Genomic DNA, 18100 nt, shown 5'->3' with positions numbered 1-18100 from the left:
TTTTGTATGCAATAAAAATTTAAAGTGAAAACTTATGTCATTTATTGCAGATAAAATCATCATGGAAGGGTTGACTTTCGACGACCTTCTGTTAGTCCCCGCTTATTCGGAGGTACTCCCCAAAAATGTAGATCTCTCTACGCAGTTTTCCAGAAATATATCACTTAATATTCCTATGGTGTCGGCTGCTATGGATACAGTGACCGAAACCACAATGGCCATCGCGATTGCCCGCGAAGGAGGGATCGGTGTGATCCATAAGAATATGAGCATTGCGGAGCAGGCCAAACAGATCCGTGCTGTGAAACGCGCCGAAAACGGCATGATCCTGAATCCGATCAGTATCACTCCTGATAGGAAAGTATCCGATGCACTGGCCATGATGGCAGAGTTCAAGATCGGCGGGATTCCTGTAGTGGACAGGGATAATAAACTAGTGGGTATCGTTACTAACCGGGATCTCCGTTTTGAGAAGTCGATGGAGAAGCAGATCAGTGAAGTGATGACAAAGGAGAATTTGGTCACTACCCGCCAGACGACTAACCTCGAGGATGCCGCGGAGATTCTTCAGCAATATAAAATCGAAAAACTGCCCGTGGTTGACTCCAATAATAAGCTGGTTGGTCTGATCACCTATAAAGATATCACAAAAGCGAAGGATAAGCCGTTTGCCTGCAAAGATGAGCAGGGACGGTTACGTGTGGCAGCCGGGATTGGTGTGACGCACGACTCTGTCGAAAGGGCGACAGCCCTTATTGAGGCGGGTGTGGATGCGATCGTGATCGATACTGCGCATGGCCATTCTAAAGGGGTGGCAGATATGCTTAGACTGGTAAAGAAGACCTTCCCCGAAATCGATGTGGTGGTGGGTAATATTGCTACCGGAGATGCCGCCAGGTTTTTGGTCGATGCCGGTGCCGATGCCGTAAAGGTGGGAATAGGCCCCGGATCGATATGTACCACCCGTGTAATTGCCGGAGTAGGGGTACCCCAGTTGTCGGCTATCTATGAAGTGGCTACCGCACTGAAAGGTACGGGTGTTCCTGTGATCGCTGACGGTGGATTGCGCTATTCGGGAGATATTGTAAAAGCGTTGGCGGCAGGAGGCTCATCGGTGATGATGGGTTCATTGCTTGCCGGCACGGAAGAGTCGCCGGGCGAGACAATTATCTTCAACGGCCGTAAATTCAAATCGTATCGTGGAATGGGTTCACTCTCTGCCATGCAACAAGGATCGAAAGACCGTTATTTCCAGGATGTGGAGGATGATATCAAGAAGCTTGTTCCGGAAGGGATCGAAGCCCGTGTACCGTTTAAAGGAACGCTGCAGGAGGTGGTCTATCAGATGGTGGGTGGACTTCGTTCCGGTATGGGGTATTGCGGAGCGGCGAATATTAAGAAACTGCATGAGGCAAAATTCACCCGTATTTCTTCTGCCGGATATGTTGAAAGTCATCCCCACGGAGTGATGATCACGCGTGAAGCGCCCAATTACAGTAAGGGGAGTGAGTGACCTCTCCGGGTGTAGTTATTAGCATACATGTTGATTAGCAGATTTGTTGATTTACTGATTGGTAGATTGATAAATCTGCTGATTAATAATTATTGAATTCCCCATTGGCATATTGACCTTTTCTTCTCCTTAAATGCATACACTTTTCGAATTACACCCAGATTTAAAAAAATAACCAAAAATTTGTTGTATCTCTGCAACGTTTTGCTTTCAACGAACGTCATTATAATAAACAGGGAAATTTTATGTCGGAACAACGATTAATACTTGCTTGCAAGCAGGGAAAATTGTGGGCGAGGAAAGAAGTGTACGACCAGTACGCTCCTGCCATGATGGCTCTATGCAGGCGCTATGTCTCCGATATGGAAGATGCCAAAGACGTGTTACAGGAAGGCTTCCTGAAAATTTTTGTTGAAATAGGACAATATTCGGGAAAAGGTTCTTTTGGGGGATGGATAAGGAAAATTTTTGTGAATACCTCACTCGATTATATGCGGAAGAAGAATCGCCTGAAGCAGAAAGAACTGTTAACAGGTATAGAGATAGAAGTATCCGGAAGTATTCCCGATATGGCAGATATCACAGCTGACGATTTAATCCGTTGTATCGACGAACTTCCCGATACCCACCGAACGGTTTTTAATCTCTTTGCAGTGGAGGGTTTTAGCCATCGGGAAATTGCCGCATTGCTGAATATACCCGAAAGTACGTCACGGTCTTTCTTTTTCAGGGCGAGGCAGTTATTGCAAAAGAAGGTCACAGAATTAATGGATCACAGATAAACAGGTAGCAAAAATGCGGTCAGATGATAAATATATAGATAAACCGGATGACTTTGCGAGGAAAGTCGGCAATAAGCTGCGCGAGCATCGGATACCTGTAGACCCAGAGGTGTGGGATTCGTTAACGGACAGACTCCGGCCATGCAGGAAGCCTGTTTTCACCTATTGGTCGTGGGGGGTAGCAGGCGTAGCTGTGGTATTGCTCTCGGTATTGTTTTTATTGAACCCTTTTGAGAACGAACTTTTACTTACAGAGGACTCGCAATCCCTCGAACAAATAAGAAAGGAAAAAGTTCTAAAGCCGGAAAGCAGGATACAGGTAGCAGCAACTACGGATCAGACAGGATCTCCAAAACCGTCGCAGAGTGCTATGCCAACTGAGGATGTAAAACCGGCAGAAGAAATTGTAGAGTTGGTTGATGTTCTGGATCCGATTGAAGTTGCTGAGTTGTCAGAAAATGAAATATCAGGTGGGATCCCAGTGCCGGAGAAGATGCCCAATCAGGAAGAAGTTATAAGGTATGAGGTGGAAGAACTTCCGGTGGGAGGGCTATTGGCTGAGAGAGGCAATTCTTCCCCCCGTCAGGAGCAACGCGGACTTCGGTCGTTGATGGCGGCTTTGGGGAGCGGTGGTGCCCCTTTGGATTTTTCATTAGGTATTTATGATACTGATGAAAAAATCTATGATGGTTATTTTCCGGGGGGTGGCCTTCATGACGGAAGTGGAGTGGGTTCCGGAGGAGAGTCCAATTTACTTGGTCCGGATGATTATACCGAGGTCATTCATCGTCTTCCCGTCTCATTCAGCCTGACGGCTGATTTTCCAATTGCTGAGGACATGACCCTGGAAACCGGATTGTCCTACACTTACCTTTCTTCTCGTTACAGGCGCAATGATAATTTCATTTACCGGGGTACATTACGGCAACACTATTTAGGTATACCGGTAAACCTGAGATATACCGTGTGGCAAAATGATGTATGGAACGTGTATTTGCTGGGTGGCGGGAGCGTCGAGAAGGGACTTCGCTCAATTTACAAACAGGAGATCGAGCAAAATGGCGGCGTGGTATATCACACTAATCTCTATAGCAGGATCAAAGGGTTACAGTTTTCTGCACAGGGCGGAGCCGGATTCAGCTATCAGTTGCAGGGGAACCTAAGTCTGTTCGGTGAGCCTCGGATTGTCTACTATTTCAGGAATAACCAACCAATGAGCGCCCGCACGGAAAATCCGTTGATATTCGGATTAAATATGGGGATAAGACTACAGTTTAAGTGAATAATGAATAGTTAAGAGTGAATAATGAATAATGAATAATTAAGAGTGAATAATTTCCTGGTTTTTAGTTTTCATTTTTAATTTAAAAAATAGTTTGATCATGAAAAAACTGACTTTCTTATTATTGATTACCGGATTATTCGTTTTACCGGGGTGCAAGGATTATGTAGATGAATATGTTACCTACACTGTGAATGAGCCTGTGTTTATGTCGGCTTCTGAATTCAGGAGCGCGGTCGATGTGGAAGGGCCTAAGCCTATTGAAAAACAGGGGAAAATTGTTTTTTATGACGAATACCTCTATATTTCCCAACCGGAGAAAGGAATCCATATCATCGACAATCGCAATCCGTCGGATCCGCGCAATATTGCTTTTATCGAATTATTGGGAAATGCAGATATGCATGTGCGTAATAATATGCTATATGCCGATTCATATGTCGATTTGGTTTGGTTCGATATCAATGATCCCGCTAAACCGGTGTTCAAAGGGCGGAAAGAAGAGGTTTTTCCAGAGGCATTACCATTAACGGAAAATGGATTCGGTATCGATTATGATAAATTTGCGGATCGGGGCAACAAGGTCGTTGTGGGATGGAAAACCGTGGAGAAAAAAGAGCTGGTTCGTAATTACAAACCCCGTTGGTGGAGTTGGGGCGGTGTGACAGAAGATGCGATGTACAACTTTTCCGCCAAGGCTGACGGAGGAAGCGTAGGGGTAGTCGGCTCCATGTCGCGCTTTGCTATTTATCAGGACAATCTTTATACTGTAATGAACAATATGCTCGGGATCTTCGATTTATCAGGAGAGACACCCGTAAAAACCGGTGAAGATATATATGTGGGCTTCAGTGTAGAAACCATTTTCAGCTACAAGAACTGTATGTTCATGGGAACCCCCACGGGGATGATCATTTATTCGTTGGAAGATCCGTTAAAACCCGAGCGTCAGTCCATGATTACCCATGTGTTCGGTTGTGATCCGGTGGTGGTGGAAAACGACATCGCCTATGTAACCGTTCGTTCCGGTACCTTTTGCGGTCAAGACGCCAATGAACTGATCGTTGTGGATGTGAGCGATGTAAAGAAACCCCAACACATTGTCACCTACAACATGAAAAACCCGAAAGGGCTGGGGATCGATAATGGTACACTTTTCGTCTGTGATGACGGTCTGCGGGTATTCAACGCTGAAAATCCGAGCGCCATTATGTATAAGGACAATATACTTGCGCATTTCAAAGATATTGACGGGTTTGATGTGATCCCCTTCAATAATGTGCTGATGATGATTGCAGAAGACGGGATATACCAGTACGACTATACCGATGTGAAAAGTATAAGGCGGTTGAGCCGTTTACCGATCGGTAAATGAAACTTCCCTGTTTGCTCAATTTCCTGCTGTCGTTGTAGAAATACAGCGGCAGCTTTTTTTATCGGATCCCTTGGGGTATCTCTATTTTACTGTTCCTTCCTGCATGGGAACAAAGATAAAATCCCCGTGCTCCGATTCCTTGAATTCATTCTCACTTATCCTCCGGATAACGGTCATTTTTTGTCCTGCCCTTCCTCCCACAGGTGCAACCATCCATCCACCTATGCGTAGTTGCTGTAATAGCTTTTCAGGGATCTTCTCCGGTGCAGCGGTGATCAGTATCTTGTCGAAAGGAGCATGTTCGGGCAGTCCTTCGAAGCCATCACCAAAAAAGAGATTCGGATAATATCCCAATTTGTTCAGGGTCTCTTTGGCGCTTTCATACAGGTTGTAGTACCTCTCTATGCTGTAAACCTCTGCCTCCATTTCGCATAGTACCGCCGCTTGGTATCCGCTGCCGGTTCCTATCTCCAGTACTTTTTCACCCGGTTTCAATTGCAATAGCTGGGTCTGCCAGGCTACTGTGAAAGGTTGAGAGATGGTTTGTCCGCTTTCGATCGGTAGTGGGCGATCCTCATAAGCGTATGCGGAGAGTTGCGCGTCGATAAAGGAATGTCTCGGGATATTGCCGATAGCCGTTAAAACACGCTTGTCGGAAATGCCTTTTTTCTTTAATTCTTTGGCTAGTTTTTTTGCTTCGTCGTGTCGCCGGGGAAGATCTGTCATGTGGATATCTGATTTCTTTTGCTGGTTTCTAGTACTGTTCGATGCGCAGGTGATCAGCCCTATACAGAAAAGGGCAATAATGAACACCGTAATGGGATGCTGCTTTCCTCTTCTCATAATATGCGGTTTCTAGTGTGATAAAAGCAAAGATAATGATATTCTGTGTCTTATATGAATTTTTCATTATATTATTTTCAGTTCAATAAAAAGTCGTATATTTCGCATAATTTTCATAGCGGTAATTGAAATGCAAAAAATATTTTTTTTATTTGTCTTGTTCTTTTCAACGTTATCTGTTATGTCTCAGAATAGTGATATGGACTTTGTGATTAAGTTGTTAAAGGAGAAATATGCACCTGACAGCCGTGTAGGGGTATTCAATGTGGAGGCTGTGGAGCAAGGGGGCCAGCTTATCCTTAAAGGTGAAACGAACAGTAGGTTGGCTTATGATGATCTGATTTTACAGGCGAAAGCAATATCAGGAATTGTGAGAGACAGTATTCGCCTTTTACCTGACCGGGAGCTGGGCGATACAGTATGGGGCGTGATTTATAATTCGGCAGGGACTCTTCGTGCTGAACCCCGTTACGGTTCTGAATTGGTATCCCAGGGATTGTTGGGAATGCCGGTAATGATACTGGAGAAACGCGGTGGATGGTGGCGTATACAGACTCCGGATAAATATATTGGTTGGATGAACGGATCGGTAAAAGCAATGACAAAGCCGGAGTTACAGCAATACCTGCAAAAACCAAAGATTATTGTTACATCTGTTTTTGCCCATTCACTGGAGAAGCCGGAAAGAGATTCCTTGCCTGTTTCTGATCTGGTCACGGGCAATATGTTAATGATAAAAGGCGCTAATGGCGAATTCTATCATGTGGAATATCCCGACGGTCGTGAAGGATATGTCAGTAAATCGGATGCTGTCGAAACTACAGAATGGTTGAAGGGTATTAAGTTGACCGGTGAAAGTATTGTGAATACCGCATACCGGTTTATGGGAATACCTTACCTTTGGGGAGGCACTTCTTCCAGGGGATTGGATTGCAGCGGGTTTACCAAAACCGTTTATTTTATGCACGGTGTCATTTTGGCCCGTGATGCTTCCCAGCAGGTTCATAGCGGTAAACTGACAGATGATCAGGGTGATTTCAGTAATGCCTTGCCGGGAGACCTGCTCTTTTTCGGTTCAAAAGCCACTGATGACAATCCGGAAGAAAAGGTGGTACATGTAGGGATATACATCGGTAATAACCGTTTTATCCACGCTTCCGATTATATCCATGTCAGTAGTCTTGATCCGGCTGATCCGTTGTATGATGGGTATAACAGGAACCGTTATCTTCGAACCAAACGTATTGTCGGCATGGTAGGTACATCAGGAATCGAGACTATCTTCGAAAATGAATTTTATAAGCAATGAGAGTATGAAAGAGGATCGTCGTCACTTTCTAAAGATATCAGCCATGGCTGCCGCATCTCTGGCTGCAACGTCAATTCTGCCTGCTTGCTCTCCCAAAAGAAACAGACAACCAAACAGCACAATGAAACTATCCTGGACTCCTTACGACCTGCAGTTGAACCATACTTTCACTATCTCCGAGTTTTCACGTACGACCACACCAGTGGTTCTGATTAAAATAGATTACGATGGGCTGGAAGGTTACGGCGAAGCGTCCCTGCCTCCTTATCTTGGAGAAACACAGGCTTCGGTGATCGAATTCCTCAGGAAAGTGGATCTGTCAGGTTTTACGGGGCCTGATCATATTGAAGGGATAATGGCTTATGTTGACAGCATTGCCGGGAAAAACACGGCGGCAAAGGCGGCTGTTGATATTGCCCTGCATGATCTGGTGGGGAAGATCGCAGGTATGCCGTGGTACAAGATACGGAAATTGGACAAATACAATGTGCCGGATACTACCTTTACTATCGGTATCGACAGCGATGAAGTGGTGCGCGAAAAGACACGCGAGGCACTTGGACGATTCAACATCCTGAAGGTAAAGGTAGGTTGCCCTGACGATAAGAGAATGATTGAAGCCATACGTTCAGAAACCGATCTGCCGTTGGCCGTGGATGCCAATCAGGGGTGGAAAGACCGCCAACAGGCACTCGATATGATCTTCTGGCTGAAGGAGAAAGGGGTAGTGATGGTAGAGCAACCTATGCCGAAACAGGATCTGGATAATATTGCCCGCCTCACCGAAGAAAGCCCCCTTCCAATTTTTGCCGATGAGTCGATACAACGTCTTGCTGATGTGGAGCGTATAAAAGGAGTCTTTTCCGGGATTAATATTAAGCTGATGAAGTGTACCGGTATGCATGAAGCGTGGAAAATGCGGGAGTTGGCTTCCTCATTGGGAATGAAGGTAATGATAGGGTGTATGACCGAAACCTCTTGTGCTATATCGGCCGCGGCCCAGCTCTATTCAGGAATGGACTTTGCCGATCTCGATGGTGCACTCCTGATAGGGAATGATTGTTTCGATGGTGCAAAACTTGAAAATGGAAAGATTATACCTAACGACCAGCCCGGTATCGGTGTAAAACCGGTAAAAGAGTTGACCTTTGGAAGATAAAAATCTTGTTCGTACATTTGCGCGATTTTTTCACTTCTTTTTCAGGTTATTGGAATGAATTATCTTCTCACTATCGGACTTTTGATCTGTTCAAATGTCTTTATGACTTTTGCATGGTACGGACATTTAAAATTGGCAGAAAATGCATGGTTCAGTAAATTACCGCTTATCGGAGTGATCGTTTTCAGTTGGCTGGTTGCCTTTTTCGAATACTGCTTTCAGGTTCCGGCAAACCGTATCGGGTTTGAAGGAAACGGAGGCAGTTTCTCTCTCCTGCAACTGAAAGTCATACAGGAAGTAATTACTTTGGTCGTCTTCGTCATTTTTTCATTCCTCGCTTTCGGTACCCAATTGAAATGGAACCACTTTCTTGGATTCGTCTTTCTGGTACTCGCGGTCTATTTTATTTTTAAGGGGTAACGGGCCGGTATGGGAGACAATAAAACAAAACCCTTCGTGTTCGATATTTACTATCGTTTATGGGTATATTGGTTTCATTGTTTTCTCAATTGGCAAATTAGATACATTGGAGATTACTCTGTGCATGTGTTATTTTTATATTTTATCATTTTTAGTGGACACTAATGATAATCTATCTTAATTCATGAATATATTTATTTTCACTTCACCAACTCTTCAAACAAACGCTCAAATGTTTTATCCAGATCGCCGGTTTTCCCGGGATGGGGACGTGACGACTGGATAATGGAACTGCGGACGGCCGTCAGCCAGCGGAAACGTTCGGGAATGTCTAATTGCGCTATGGGGCCGCATTGGGGATTGCCTTCCGCAATCTGTTTATGTGTTTCAAGGTTTTCTATCACATCATCATAATCCGCTTCCGAGTGCATCAGCCTGAATTTGTCAGGACAGAGATGATACTCAAACCGTATATATCTTTCCTGCTTGCAGAAAAGGATAAGTCCCACATTGAAGAACTCTTCCCGCTCAATCCTCGGTACCAGTCGAATAACAGCATAATGATACAGTTTATCCCCTTGCATCTTTGGCAGTGTTTAGAAAGTTTTGAGAATGGTGTAATCGTGTTTTCAAAAGATTCAGATAAACTCCTCTGATCTCTTCGGGTGTCTCTTGCGTGTGGTTCCATACCAGCCACTCGCCAGGAATAAGTTTAGTGATTTCTCCCAGTAAATCGTCTGAAAGAACCTCACGCGCAAATTGGTCTGCTTCGTCGAGCATTGATGCCTGGGGTAGCAATACATGATCCTTGATATGGGGGAACGGGTTGAGGGCATGCCTCTCGAAGTCGTTCCACGAGTGATGGAAGTAAAACGATGCGCCGTTGTCGATCACCCATAACTCGCGATGCCACCACAGCAGGTTCGTATTGTTAAATGTGCGGTCGATATTGGTTATAAAAGCATCGAGCCAGACAATCTTTGATGCCAGGAAAGGGTCGATTTTCACGGTTGGGTCGTAGGCAATGGCTCCCGAGAGATAATGTAACCCCAGGTTGAGTCCTTCACTTCCTTTCAGCAAATCCTGTATTTCCTCATCACCTTCACTTCGTCCGAAATCATCATCGAGTGTGGCAAAAACCAATTCGGGAATTTGCAAACCCAGGACAGAGGCAATTTTTCCGCCCAGCAATTCCGAGACCAGCATTTTAGTGCCATGCCCCGCGCCACGGAATTTCAGTACATATTTGAATCCGTCGTCGGCTTCTGCTAATGCCGGAAGTGATCCGCCTTCACGTAAAGGCAGGATGTAACGGACAACTTTTACGGTGCGTAATGATATATCTTTTCCCATCGGGAGCAAAGATACGATAATCTCATTGAATTTCTGCCGATTCTATCAGGATGCAACCTTTCTGGTACATTTCCTGTAAGGATTTTTCATCGTCACCGGGTTGTACGTTGACTGCCGCTATGGCATCAGTGATCACATAGGTATGAAAACCCTGCGTTACCGCATCAATGGCAGAGGCCTTGACACAATAATCAGTGGCGAGACCGCATACGTAAAGGTGTTGAATGTTGTTTTCCTGGAGGAAATCGGTAAGCGATGCATTGGTTGCTTCAAAAGCGGAATAGCCATCATCTTTGTTATCCGTGCCTTTTAACAGCTCCAAATCTATTTTATCAGCCTCCAGGCCGGGATGGAATTCTGCACCTTGTGTTCCGGCGACACAATGTACCGGCCATTTCCTGAAATGCACCGTTTCCTCCGGATGCCAGTCCTGCGACGAGATCACCAGATCGAAATTGTCCATAATTCCGTTGATCACCGGAACCACTTTGTCACCATCTTTTACTGCCAAGGTACCTCCCGGACAGAAATCGTTCTGAACGTCAACAATTAATAATGCTCGTTTCATCTGTTGCCTGTTTTATTGTAATAACAAGGAAACAGTGTTTGAGGTTCGATCAAGGGTGGAAAACGGATATCCTTTTCAGAATGTTATTCCGTAGCCGATACTAATATTTAGGTTTCTTCCTGCGGTGGATGTCCGGTATGATTTTCTGTCGGTCTCCACTCCGTCTGTATGGGTAATTAATTCTGCATAGGATTTTTGGAGGGGCTGTTGAAAGTTTATATCCAATATCAGAGAACTTATTCGGGAAATTGAATAACGAGTGGATAGGCCCATATTCAGAAAGATAGGTAGGGCGTGTTGCTTATAGGATACACTCAATTCAGAATTGTTTTCTTTCCGGGTTCTTGATGATTCACTATCAGGTAAATAACTCATGACTCCAAATCCTATTCCCGGATGGATTTTCCATCTGTCTTGTTCAAAACGATAGATAATCCCCGCATCCAAAGACGGATACAATCTTGAAACGGGAAAAAAGATATGGTCGAGGAAGATAGTTTCCAGTACTTCTTCTATAATACCCTGCTGATTGTATTCAGATCTTTTACTTTTGTATAGATTGAAACGTAGTTTCGCGTACACACCTGTCTGGTTCGAAAAAAGCCAGGTCACCCGGGATCCGAATACCGGTACTACGTCCGGCCTGGATCCAAGTAGTTTAGATTCAGGATTGGAACTGGAGTGGATCAGGTCGATATTTGTTCCTGCCGTTACATCAATGAGCCATTTTTTCTCCCGGTTATTGGATGGGGAATTTTGTGTCTGCTGGGCATAGGAGAGTGTCCCCATGCAAATAAATAAAAAGAGAATGAGTTTAATCTTCATGGTCACAGTTGCCTATAAGGACTAATAATATTTTAAAGAACTGCTATTACGTTAAAAAGCGGAATGCTGCAGTTAATACATTTTCGAATTTTGGTTCGGCTTGTGTCTCTTTTCCCATCATTTCGAGATGGCAATGCAATAGTTCGCCCGTCTTCTCGTCACGTAGGTGGAGACCATTCCCTTGACAATATTTATAAGACTTACAGGATGCACATTTCCCGGTTTTAGTCCATGAACGATCCCGCATAATCTGGTAACGGCTGTTCCAGACCGTCCAGAAATCATCCTGATAGATATTGCCTTGCACGTAATCACCCCTAAGGCTCGGACAGGCACTGATATCGCCGTTGGCAAGCACTGACGCAATATTGATCCCTGCCTGACAATGGAAAGGGGTGTCGCGTACCTCCATTTCATAGTCCTTCAGATATCCTTCGCAACCGTAAGAGGCATTAATTTTTCCTTCACGTCGGGTATCACGAATGAAATCCATCATCTGCCGGAATTCCACTGTGGAGAGTTTTAAAAGCGGATTGTCTTTAGCGCGGCCTTTCGGGAAAACGGTAAATAACCGCCAGTGTGTTACATCTATGGAAATGAGTAAATCGCGAAGCTTAGACAGATCAGCTATATTTTTTTTATTGACACAGGTTACCACATCGTATACCAGACCTGGTGTTGAAGCTACTCTGGAAATAGCATTGACGGCTCGCAACCAGGAACCCTTTTTTCCTCTGAACCAGTCGTGTGACGCTTCCGTGTAGCCATCCAGGCTGACCGTCACGGAGCGTAATCCTGCATCAAGGAGGGACTGTAATCTTTTTTCGTCCAACCCCCAACCATTGGTTACGAATCCCCACGGATAACCCATATTGTACATCGCCTGGCCGCACTCTTCGAGATCTCTGCGTAGCAACGGTTCACCGCCTGTGAGCACGATCATGGTTTTGTGTGGGTTTACGTACGGACGGATATCCGCAAGAACTTTCAGAAAATCCTCCTTTGGCATATCGGGCACGGCTGTTTGTCTTGTACAATCGCTTCCGCAATGTACACAGTGGAAATTGCATCGCAAAGTGCATTCCCAGAAGAGATAGGATAGTTTGTGTAGTTTGGTCTGTGTAGCCTTGTGTTGTTGGTAGAGAGAAAGTATGAGTTTCTTCTTCGGATCCATAAAACCTTGTTTGATTTTCTTATTCTCCTTCTATTTCTTTGTATTTTGCGGGAATTACCCCATACATGGGCATTGGACCAGGATGTCTGACAAGTTTAAAATCAGCTTTTCCTTCGAACTTGCCGTTGTACCAGTTTTTTCTTCTCTTGCCAATTTGCCTCAGTTCAGATGCTTTTATCCGTATTGTGTCGGATCGGTATTCTCCTTTGTCAATATCCGAAGTATAAACCCATATATCTTCCGCGCCGAAAGCAACTTCCGTGAATTCCAGTTCGTAATTTCCATTGGCATCGGTTCTTACGGTGTCATTCCAGTGAGGTGCTGTCCGGGATTTTCGGATGACTGCCATATCCTCAATTGGTTGCAGGTTCTGCATATCACTGACATTTCCCTTGACTACGAAATCTGCGGAGGGACTGCCGTACTCCACACGAGGCTCTATTATATCGCAGGAGGTGTATAGGCCTAATGCAGTCAAGACCCAAGCGATAATTTTCCCATAGGTTCTTAAGACAAATTTCTTCATAGGTTATCCATTGAGACTCACACAAAATTAGAGTTATTATAATAATATAGATGAAAAAAAGGGAAAAACGTTGCACCAAAAGCAATATTTTTTTACAATTGTTTTTTTAGAGAAAAAAATCACTAATTGTGGTGATTGACAGATGTCCCATTTTGCTGTTTCTTTGCATCCGAACGTTTTCGTTAAGCTAAATGGGCACAGTCAAACTTGTTTGAACTTTGCCATAGCGAGAAAACGGCTAATTTTAATGAACTTTTGTATTTTGGCTTAGAAGATAAAATGTAATCTGTTAAAACGATCCATAGAATGAGAAATTTGTTTTTAGTGATATTTGTTTTCTGCAGCACTTTTTGTGTGGTTGCCGGAGATAACGAACCAGCTAAGGAGACCAGCCCCGATGATACGTTAAAAGTGTATTACCTGAATGAGGTGGTTATAAGTAGTTCCGTGAAAGAGACCAATGCATTGAAGAGTCTGCCTACAGCCATATCGGTAGTATCCCCAAAACAGTTGCAGGATGCCCGGATTGAATCGTTGCCGCGATTGAGCGCTTTTATTCCTAACTTTTTTATCCCTTCTTACGGGTCGAAAGTCTCCACTCCGATTTATATCCGGGGTGTGGGTGCCCGTCTCGGGTCACAGACTGTAAGCCTTTACGTGGACAATGTCCCCAGCTTTAACCCTTCAGCATTCGATTTCGAGTTTCAGGATATCCAACGGATTGAGGTGCTTCGTGGGGCACAGGGAACCCTGTACGGACGAAATGCCATTGGCGGTATCGTAAATATGTATACTCTTTCCCCTCTATCCTTCCAGGGTACTAAACTAATGGTGAGCGGAGGGAATTATGGACAATTCTCTGCGAAAGGATCAGATTACAGGAAGCTTTCCGACCGTTTTGGACTTTCTCTTGCAGGTTATTACAAACGTGACGATGGTTATTTCATGGACAGCTATACCGGAAAGAAAGTCGATGCTTCTGAAAATGCAGGAGGCAGGTTCAAACTGGAGTGGCAGGCTTCTCCCTCATTCAAAGCGATGCTTTTTGGAAATTATGACTATGTGTCCGGTGGCGCTTTTCCCTATATGCATGAGGATTCTACTGCGTCCAGTTTTAATGAGCCGTCGTCGTATGACCGCCACCTGTTTACCAACGGATTGTCGTTGGATTATACCGGGAACGGTTTCACAATCCATTCTACTACCGGTTTTCAATATCTGAAAGATGATATGAAAATGGACCAGGATTACTCTCCTAAGTCCGTGTTCTCTATCAACCAGAAACAGAAGCAGCACTCCGTAAGCCAGGAGGTGACCGTGAAATCGGACAGACGGGGAAACTACCGTTGGGTGGTGGGTGCTTTCGGTTTTGTCGATAATCGGGAGATAGATACGCCGGTAGCACTTAAAGAAGATATGGTGGCGGTGTTGCAGCAGCCTTTGGACAGGCTTATGGAGAGTATTGGGGCACCTCTTCGTCTAGAGTATGCCAATGACCGGATTGATCTGCCCGGTATATATACAAAACCATCGAGAGGCGCAGCTTTGTTTCACCAGTCCACCTTCAATAATCTTTTTGGTGTGGAGGGATTCTCTGCTACAGCCGGTATCCGGTTCGATTACGAACATACCGGTCTCGATTACTTCACAGAGAGTGACGGGGGAGATATTAATATGGTGTTTCAGACTCCTATGCCTATTCCACCCATATTTGTGGAGGGAGATACTTTATTGGAAGGTTCTTTCCGTAAAGATTTTTGGAAAATACTGCCTAAGTTTGCACTGAAATACCAGATGTCTCCTACTTCACAAGTTTATCTTTCCGCTTCAAAAGGGTATAAGACAGGTGGGTATAATGAACAGGTCTTCTCGGATGTGTTACAGGGTGCTCTTATGGAATCATTGATTAGAAACATTAAACCGTATGTGCCTGGCAACGTTCAACTTCCTGAAATGCCTCCCATGGCGCCCATAGAAGGTCAACTCTCCTACGATCCCGAAACCAGTTGGACCTACGAGTTGGGCGGCCGTTATGAGATGCTGGACAGGAGATTTTCACTGACCTATGCCCTTTTTTATACCCATGTCAATAACTTGCAGATTACCCAGTTGGCCAAACAAGGTACATCGGGACGCACTATTGCCAATGCGGGTAAATCGGAAAGTAAAGGTTTTGAGTTAAGCCTGAAATATGTGCCGATGGATAATCTCTCTCTCTTTGCCGAGTACGGATTTGCCGATGCCCGTTTTGTAAAGTATGAGATTGGGGAAGAGGGGGATGATCAGATAGACTATTCGGGAAACCATGTGCCTTTTGCGCCTCAGCATACATTGAGTCTGGGAGCCAGCTATATACACCATCTACCTTACGGATCATTTATCGACCGTGTGATTGGAAATGCACAATACCAGGGAGTAGGAAAGATCTACTGGACGGAATCGAATAAGAATGATGCCGACACGGAAGATCTCTACCAGCCTTTTTACGGAATAACCAATGCCAGTATAGCTGTAGAAAAAGGCGCCTTTGGATTGGAATGCTGGGTGGAAAATCTTTTCAATACAAAGTACAACTCGTTCCTATTTGAACAGGATGATGTGACGACCGATGAAACGAATATCTTTGTGCAGCGTGGATATCCCACCCGCTTCGGGGCTACGTTGCGTTATACCTTTAACAGGTAATTCCGTAATCAATTAAATGTACAGAGAGGAGGTTGCCCAAGGCGGTCTCCTTTTTTAGTCCCATTAAAGATCGATCTTCCCGGTCAGGATTTGTACGACAATCAGCAGTGTACCGGTAAGTAACAGGATAATGACCGCCCATTCCCACTGTTTGGGCTGTTCTTTTTTTTCTTTTTTAGCCTTGATAAATAAAAGGGAGCCGATACCGTAAAAAAGTACTGAAAGAAACAGGTATTTGATCCCTACCGCATAGATCACATAAGTGGAATACAGTGTGCCGAGCAGGGCAATGATCACATTCCTTGCTGTTTTCTCCTCTTTCCTGTAACGCAGTGCGGTCTTTACCGCATAAAGAGACGAGAGGAGGTAGGGTATCAGTACCAGTGTGGTGGCAATGGTGATGGCGGCAAGGTAAGTCTCGTTCAATCTGGGCGACAGGATGGCAAGCAGAAAGACTTGTGTGAAGCATTGTGTCAGTAGCAGTGCGTTCACCGGTGTACCTCTACTGTTCACTTTGGCAAGGCGGCGGGGCATTACACTGTCTCTGGCAGCGGCATACATCGTCTCTACCGAGAGCAGTATCCACGAAAGGCTGGCTCCCAATACCGACACCATAATTCCTAACTTGATAATGATCCCGCCTGCAACACCTATAATGGTACGTTCCAGCACCAGGGCAAGGGGTGTCTCCGAAGAAGCCAGTTCCCCTGCAGGAATACTTGCCATTGCTATCAGCGTAATAAGCATATATATGGCCAGCACAATCAGGGTAGAGAGAATGGTGGCAGTACGCACGGCTTTCTGCTTCCTGGCTCTCCCCGACAGTACTGAGGCTGCTTCTACTCCCACAAAGCACCAAAGAACGATGGCCATTGCGTTTCCCACCTGTTGTATGGGGGTTGTCGCAGCTCCGTTAGCAGCGAGTTCCCATTGCCAGTCTGTGATATGAAAGAGTTCCCAATCGAAGAGAGCCGGAGCCAGCAGAATGATTAATATAATAGGGATCAACTTGGCAACTGTTACGATGAAGTTGAGGATGGCGCCTTCCTTTACTCCTGCCCTCAGGATAGCATAATAAAACCAGAGGATAGCCGATCCGATGAAGAAGGATTGTATGGGAGAAAGGGCCTGTTTGCCCAACAAATCGTTTAATGTTTTAAAGAAGAGGGCCAGATAGCTGATGTTTCCTAACCAGCCTACCGACCAGTACCCCCAGGCGGAATTGAAACCCATATAATCACCAAACCCATCGCGGGCATAGGCATAGACTCCGCTCTTGAGTTCGGGTTTTCGCCCCGCCAGATAGACGAATACCAGTGCCAGCATCAAAGCTCCGATCCCCCCGATGACCCAGGTGAGCATGGTTCCCTGTGGATTGGCTACCTGGATGAGGTCTTTCGGTGAATTGAAGATCCCTGACCCGATCATGGACCCGAGTGCCACGAATACCAGCAGCCATAGGCCTAACTTTTCATCTTTTTTCTTCATTAATATATCCCTTCAATCCCTTCAATCCCTTCAATCTCATCAATCTCTCCAATCTCTTCAAAGGGAGGCTGTGCGTTTGGGATTTCTTTTACTTATACTGATTAACCAAATATCCAGATCAGGAGTACGACGATGATCAGTGATGGTAGCATATTCATAATACGGAGTTTTTTTATCCCCAGTATATTTATCCCCAGTCCGATCAACATTATGCCACCGGTGGAGGTAAGGCCGAGGATAATGTCGTCGGTAAAGAGAGTTGCGGCATATTTGGCCAGCAAGGTGAGGGAAGCCTGGAAGATAAAAAGCGGAATAGCAGATATTACGACACCCGTGCCAAAAGCGGAAGCCAGAAGAATGGCCGAGAAAAAATCCATCAATGACTTGGTGAAAAGCAGGTCGGGTGAACCGCCTGTCCCTTCCTGGATTGTGCCGATGATGGTAAGGGATCCCACGCAGAAAAGAAGAAATGCAGTAACCAGTCCTTCCGAGAATTTTTCACTGCCAATGCGAAAACGGTGTTTCAGATAATCGCTCATCCTTTCGGTACCTTTTTCGAGATCGGCCCATTCTCCCAGCAGGGAGCCGATGGCAAGGCTGCTGACTACAATCAATATCTTTTCCATCTCAATGGCCATGGATGCACCAATGGCCAGAGTGAAGAGTCCGATCGCCTGGAAATAGATGGTGGTGACACGTTCCGGCATCCGTTTTTTCAATAGCAGGCCGATCATGCCTCCACCCGCTACTGCTGCTGTATTTACGAGGGTTCCAATCATTTTTTAACCGATAATCTGC

The 18100-nt window shown here is 45.1% G+C and carries 17 protein-coding genes; 8 read left to right on the top strand and 9 right to left on the bottom strand.

Annotated features, from left to right (window positions below):
- Window positions 1-34: 34 nt before the first annotated feature.
- The 4 genes from guaB to U2P89_RS02155 all read left to right on the top strand — a co-directional run bounded on the left by guaB (window position 35) and on the right by U2P89_RS02155 (window position 4952).
- Window positions 35-1513 carry an IMP dehydrogenase gene (gene guaB, locus U2P89_RS02170; RefSeq protein WP_092024561.1) on the top strand — a complete coding sequence of 493 codons (1479 nt, stop codon included), beginning with the start codon at window positions 35-37 and terminating at the stop codon, window positions 1511-1513.
- 245 nt (window positions 1514-1758) lie between these two features.
- Entirely contained in the window at window positions 1759-2295 is a 537-nt protein-coding gene (locus U2P89_RS02165) for an RNA polymerase sigma factor (RefSeq protein ID WP_091907520.1), read from the top strand.
- Between the two features lie 13 nt (window positions 2296-2308).
- Entirely contained in the window at window positions 2309-3577 is a 1269-nt protein-coding gene (locus U2P89_RS02160) for an outer membrane beta-barrel protein (protein ID WP_313379878.1), read from the top strand.
- Between the two features lie 100 nt (window positions 3578-3677).
- The gene (locus tag U2P89_RS02155) at window positions 3678-4952 is read left to right on the top strand and encodes a hypothetical protein (protein ID WP_322190493.1); all 1275 of its coding nucleotides are present in this window, start codon (window positions 3678-3680) and stop codon (window positions 4950-4952) included.
- Window positions 4953-5033: 81 nt separating this feature from the next.
- Here the strand turns inward: U2P89_RS02155 and U2P89_RS02150 are convergent, their stop codons facing one another.
- Window positions 5034-5795: a protein-L-isoaspartate(D-aspartate) O-methyltransferase gene (locus U2P89_RS02150; protein WP_232001470.1), complete on the bottom strand. Its 762-nt coding sequence runs from the start codon at window positions 5793-5795 to the stop codon at window positions 5034-5036.
- Window positions 5796-5976: 181 nt separating this feature from the next.
- On the opposite strand from U2P89_RS02150, the gene U2P89_RS02145 reads away from it, so the two are divergent.
- Genes U2P89_RS02145 through U2P89_RS02135 form a run of 3 tightly spaced genes read left to right on the top strand, consistent with a single transcriptional unit; the run spans window position 5977 to window position 8683 of the window.
- Window positions 5977-7104, top strand: coding sequence for a C40 family peptidase (locus U2P89_RS02145; protein WP_322190492.1), 1128 nt, complete (start codon window positions 5977-5979; stop codon window positions 7102-7104).
- Between the two features lie 4 nt (window positions 7105-7108).
- Complete coding sequence (locus U2P89_RS02140) at window positions 7109-8263, top strand: dipeptide epimerase (RefSeq protein ID WP_322190509.1); 1155 nt, start codon at window positions 7109-7111, stop codon at window positions 8261-8263.
- 54 nt (window positions 8264-8317) lie between these two features.
- Window positions 8318-8683, top strand: a complete 366-nt coding sequence (locus U2P89_RS02135) for a DMT family protein (RefSeq protein ID WP_076931660.1) — start codon at window positions 8318-8320, stop codon at window positions 8681-8683.
- 200 nt (window positions 8684-8883) lie between these two features.
- Here the strand turns inward: U2P89_RS02135 and U2P89_RS02130 are convergent, their stop codons facing one another.
- From U2P89_RS02130 to U2P89_RS02105, 6 genes are all read right to left on the bottom strand, one after another.
- Window positions 8884-9267, bottom strand: a complete 384-nt coding sequence (locus U2P89_RS02130; protein WP_313379883.1) for a DUF3037 domain-containing protein — start codon at window positions 9265-9267, stop codon at window positions 8884-8886.
- Window positions 9254-10024 carry a HipA family kinase gene (locus U2P89_RS02125; RefSeq protein WP_313380004.1) on the bottom strand — a complete coding sequence of 257 codons (771 nt, stop codon included), beginning with the start codon at window positions 10022-10024 and terminating at the stop codon, window positions 9254-9256. Before U2P89_RS02125 ends, U2P89_RS02130 begins: the two co-directional genes overlap by 14 nt.
- Window positions 10025-10058: 34 nt before the next feature.
- A complete protein-coding gene (locus tag U2P89_RS02120; protein ID WP_322190491.1) occupies window positions 10059-10604 on the bottom strand; it encodes a nicotinamidase in 546 nt (181 codons plus the stop codon).
- Window positions 10605-10679: 75 nt separating this feature from the next.
- Window positions 10680-11429, bottom strand: a complete 750-nt coding sequence (locus U2P89_RS02115) for a hypothetical protein (RefSeq protein ID WP_076931656.1) — start codon at window positions 11427-11429, stop codon at window positions 10680-10682.
- Between the two features lie 46 nt (window positions 11430-11475).
- Window positions 11476-12603 carry a TIGR04133 family radical SAM/SPASM protein gene (locus tag U2P89_RS02110; RefSeq protein WP_322190490.1) on the bottom strand — a complete coding sequence of 376 codons (1128 nt, stop codon included), beginning with the start codon at window positions 12601-12603 and terminating at the stop codon, window positions 11476-11478.
- Between the two features lie 19 nt (window positions 12604-12622).
- On the bottom strand, window positions 12623-13129 hold the full coding sequence (locus tag U2P89_RS02105; RefSeq protein ID WP_091907537.1) for a radical SAM-associated putative lipoprotein: 507 nt from the start codon (window positions 13127-13129) through the stop codon (window positions 12623-12625).
- Window positions 13130-13435: 306 nt separating this feature from the next.
- Here U2P89_RS02105 and U2P89_RS02100 point away from each other — a divergent pair, with 306 nt between their 5' ends.
- Window positions 13436-15814 (top strand): TonB-dependent receptor, encoded by a 2379-nt coding sequence (locus tag U2P89_RS02100; RefSeq protein WP_091907538.1) that lies wholly within the window; start codon window positions 13436-13438, stop codon window positions 15812-15814.
- 63 nt (window positions 15815-15877) lie between these two features.
- Here U2P89_RS02100 and U2P89_RS02095 read toward each other — a convergent pair whose 3' ends face one another.
- Window positions 15878-17302, bottom strand: coding sequence for a basic amino acid/polyamine antiporter (locus U2P89_RS02095; RefSeq protein WP_322190489.1), 1425 nt, complete (start codon window positions 17300-17302; stop codon window positions 15878-15880).
- Between the two features lie 101 nt (window positions 17303-17403).
- Window positions 17404-18081: a DUF554 domain-containing protein gene (locus U2P89_RS02090; RefSeq protein WP_092024579.1), complete on the bottom strand. Its 678-nt coding sequence runs from the start codon at window positions 18079-18081 to the stop codon at window positions 17404-17406.
- Between the last annotated feature and the right edge of the window lie 19 nt (window positions 18082-18100).

This window comes from Proteiniphilum sp., from assembly GCF_034331125.1.
Lineage (GTDB): Bacteria > Bacteroidota > Bacteroidia > Bacteroidales > Dysgonomonadaceae > Proteiniphilum > Proteiniphilum saccharofermentans.
This window is presented reverse-complemented; position numbering and strand designations above follow the sequence as displayed.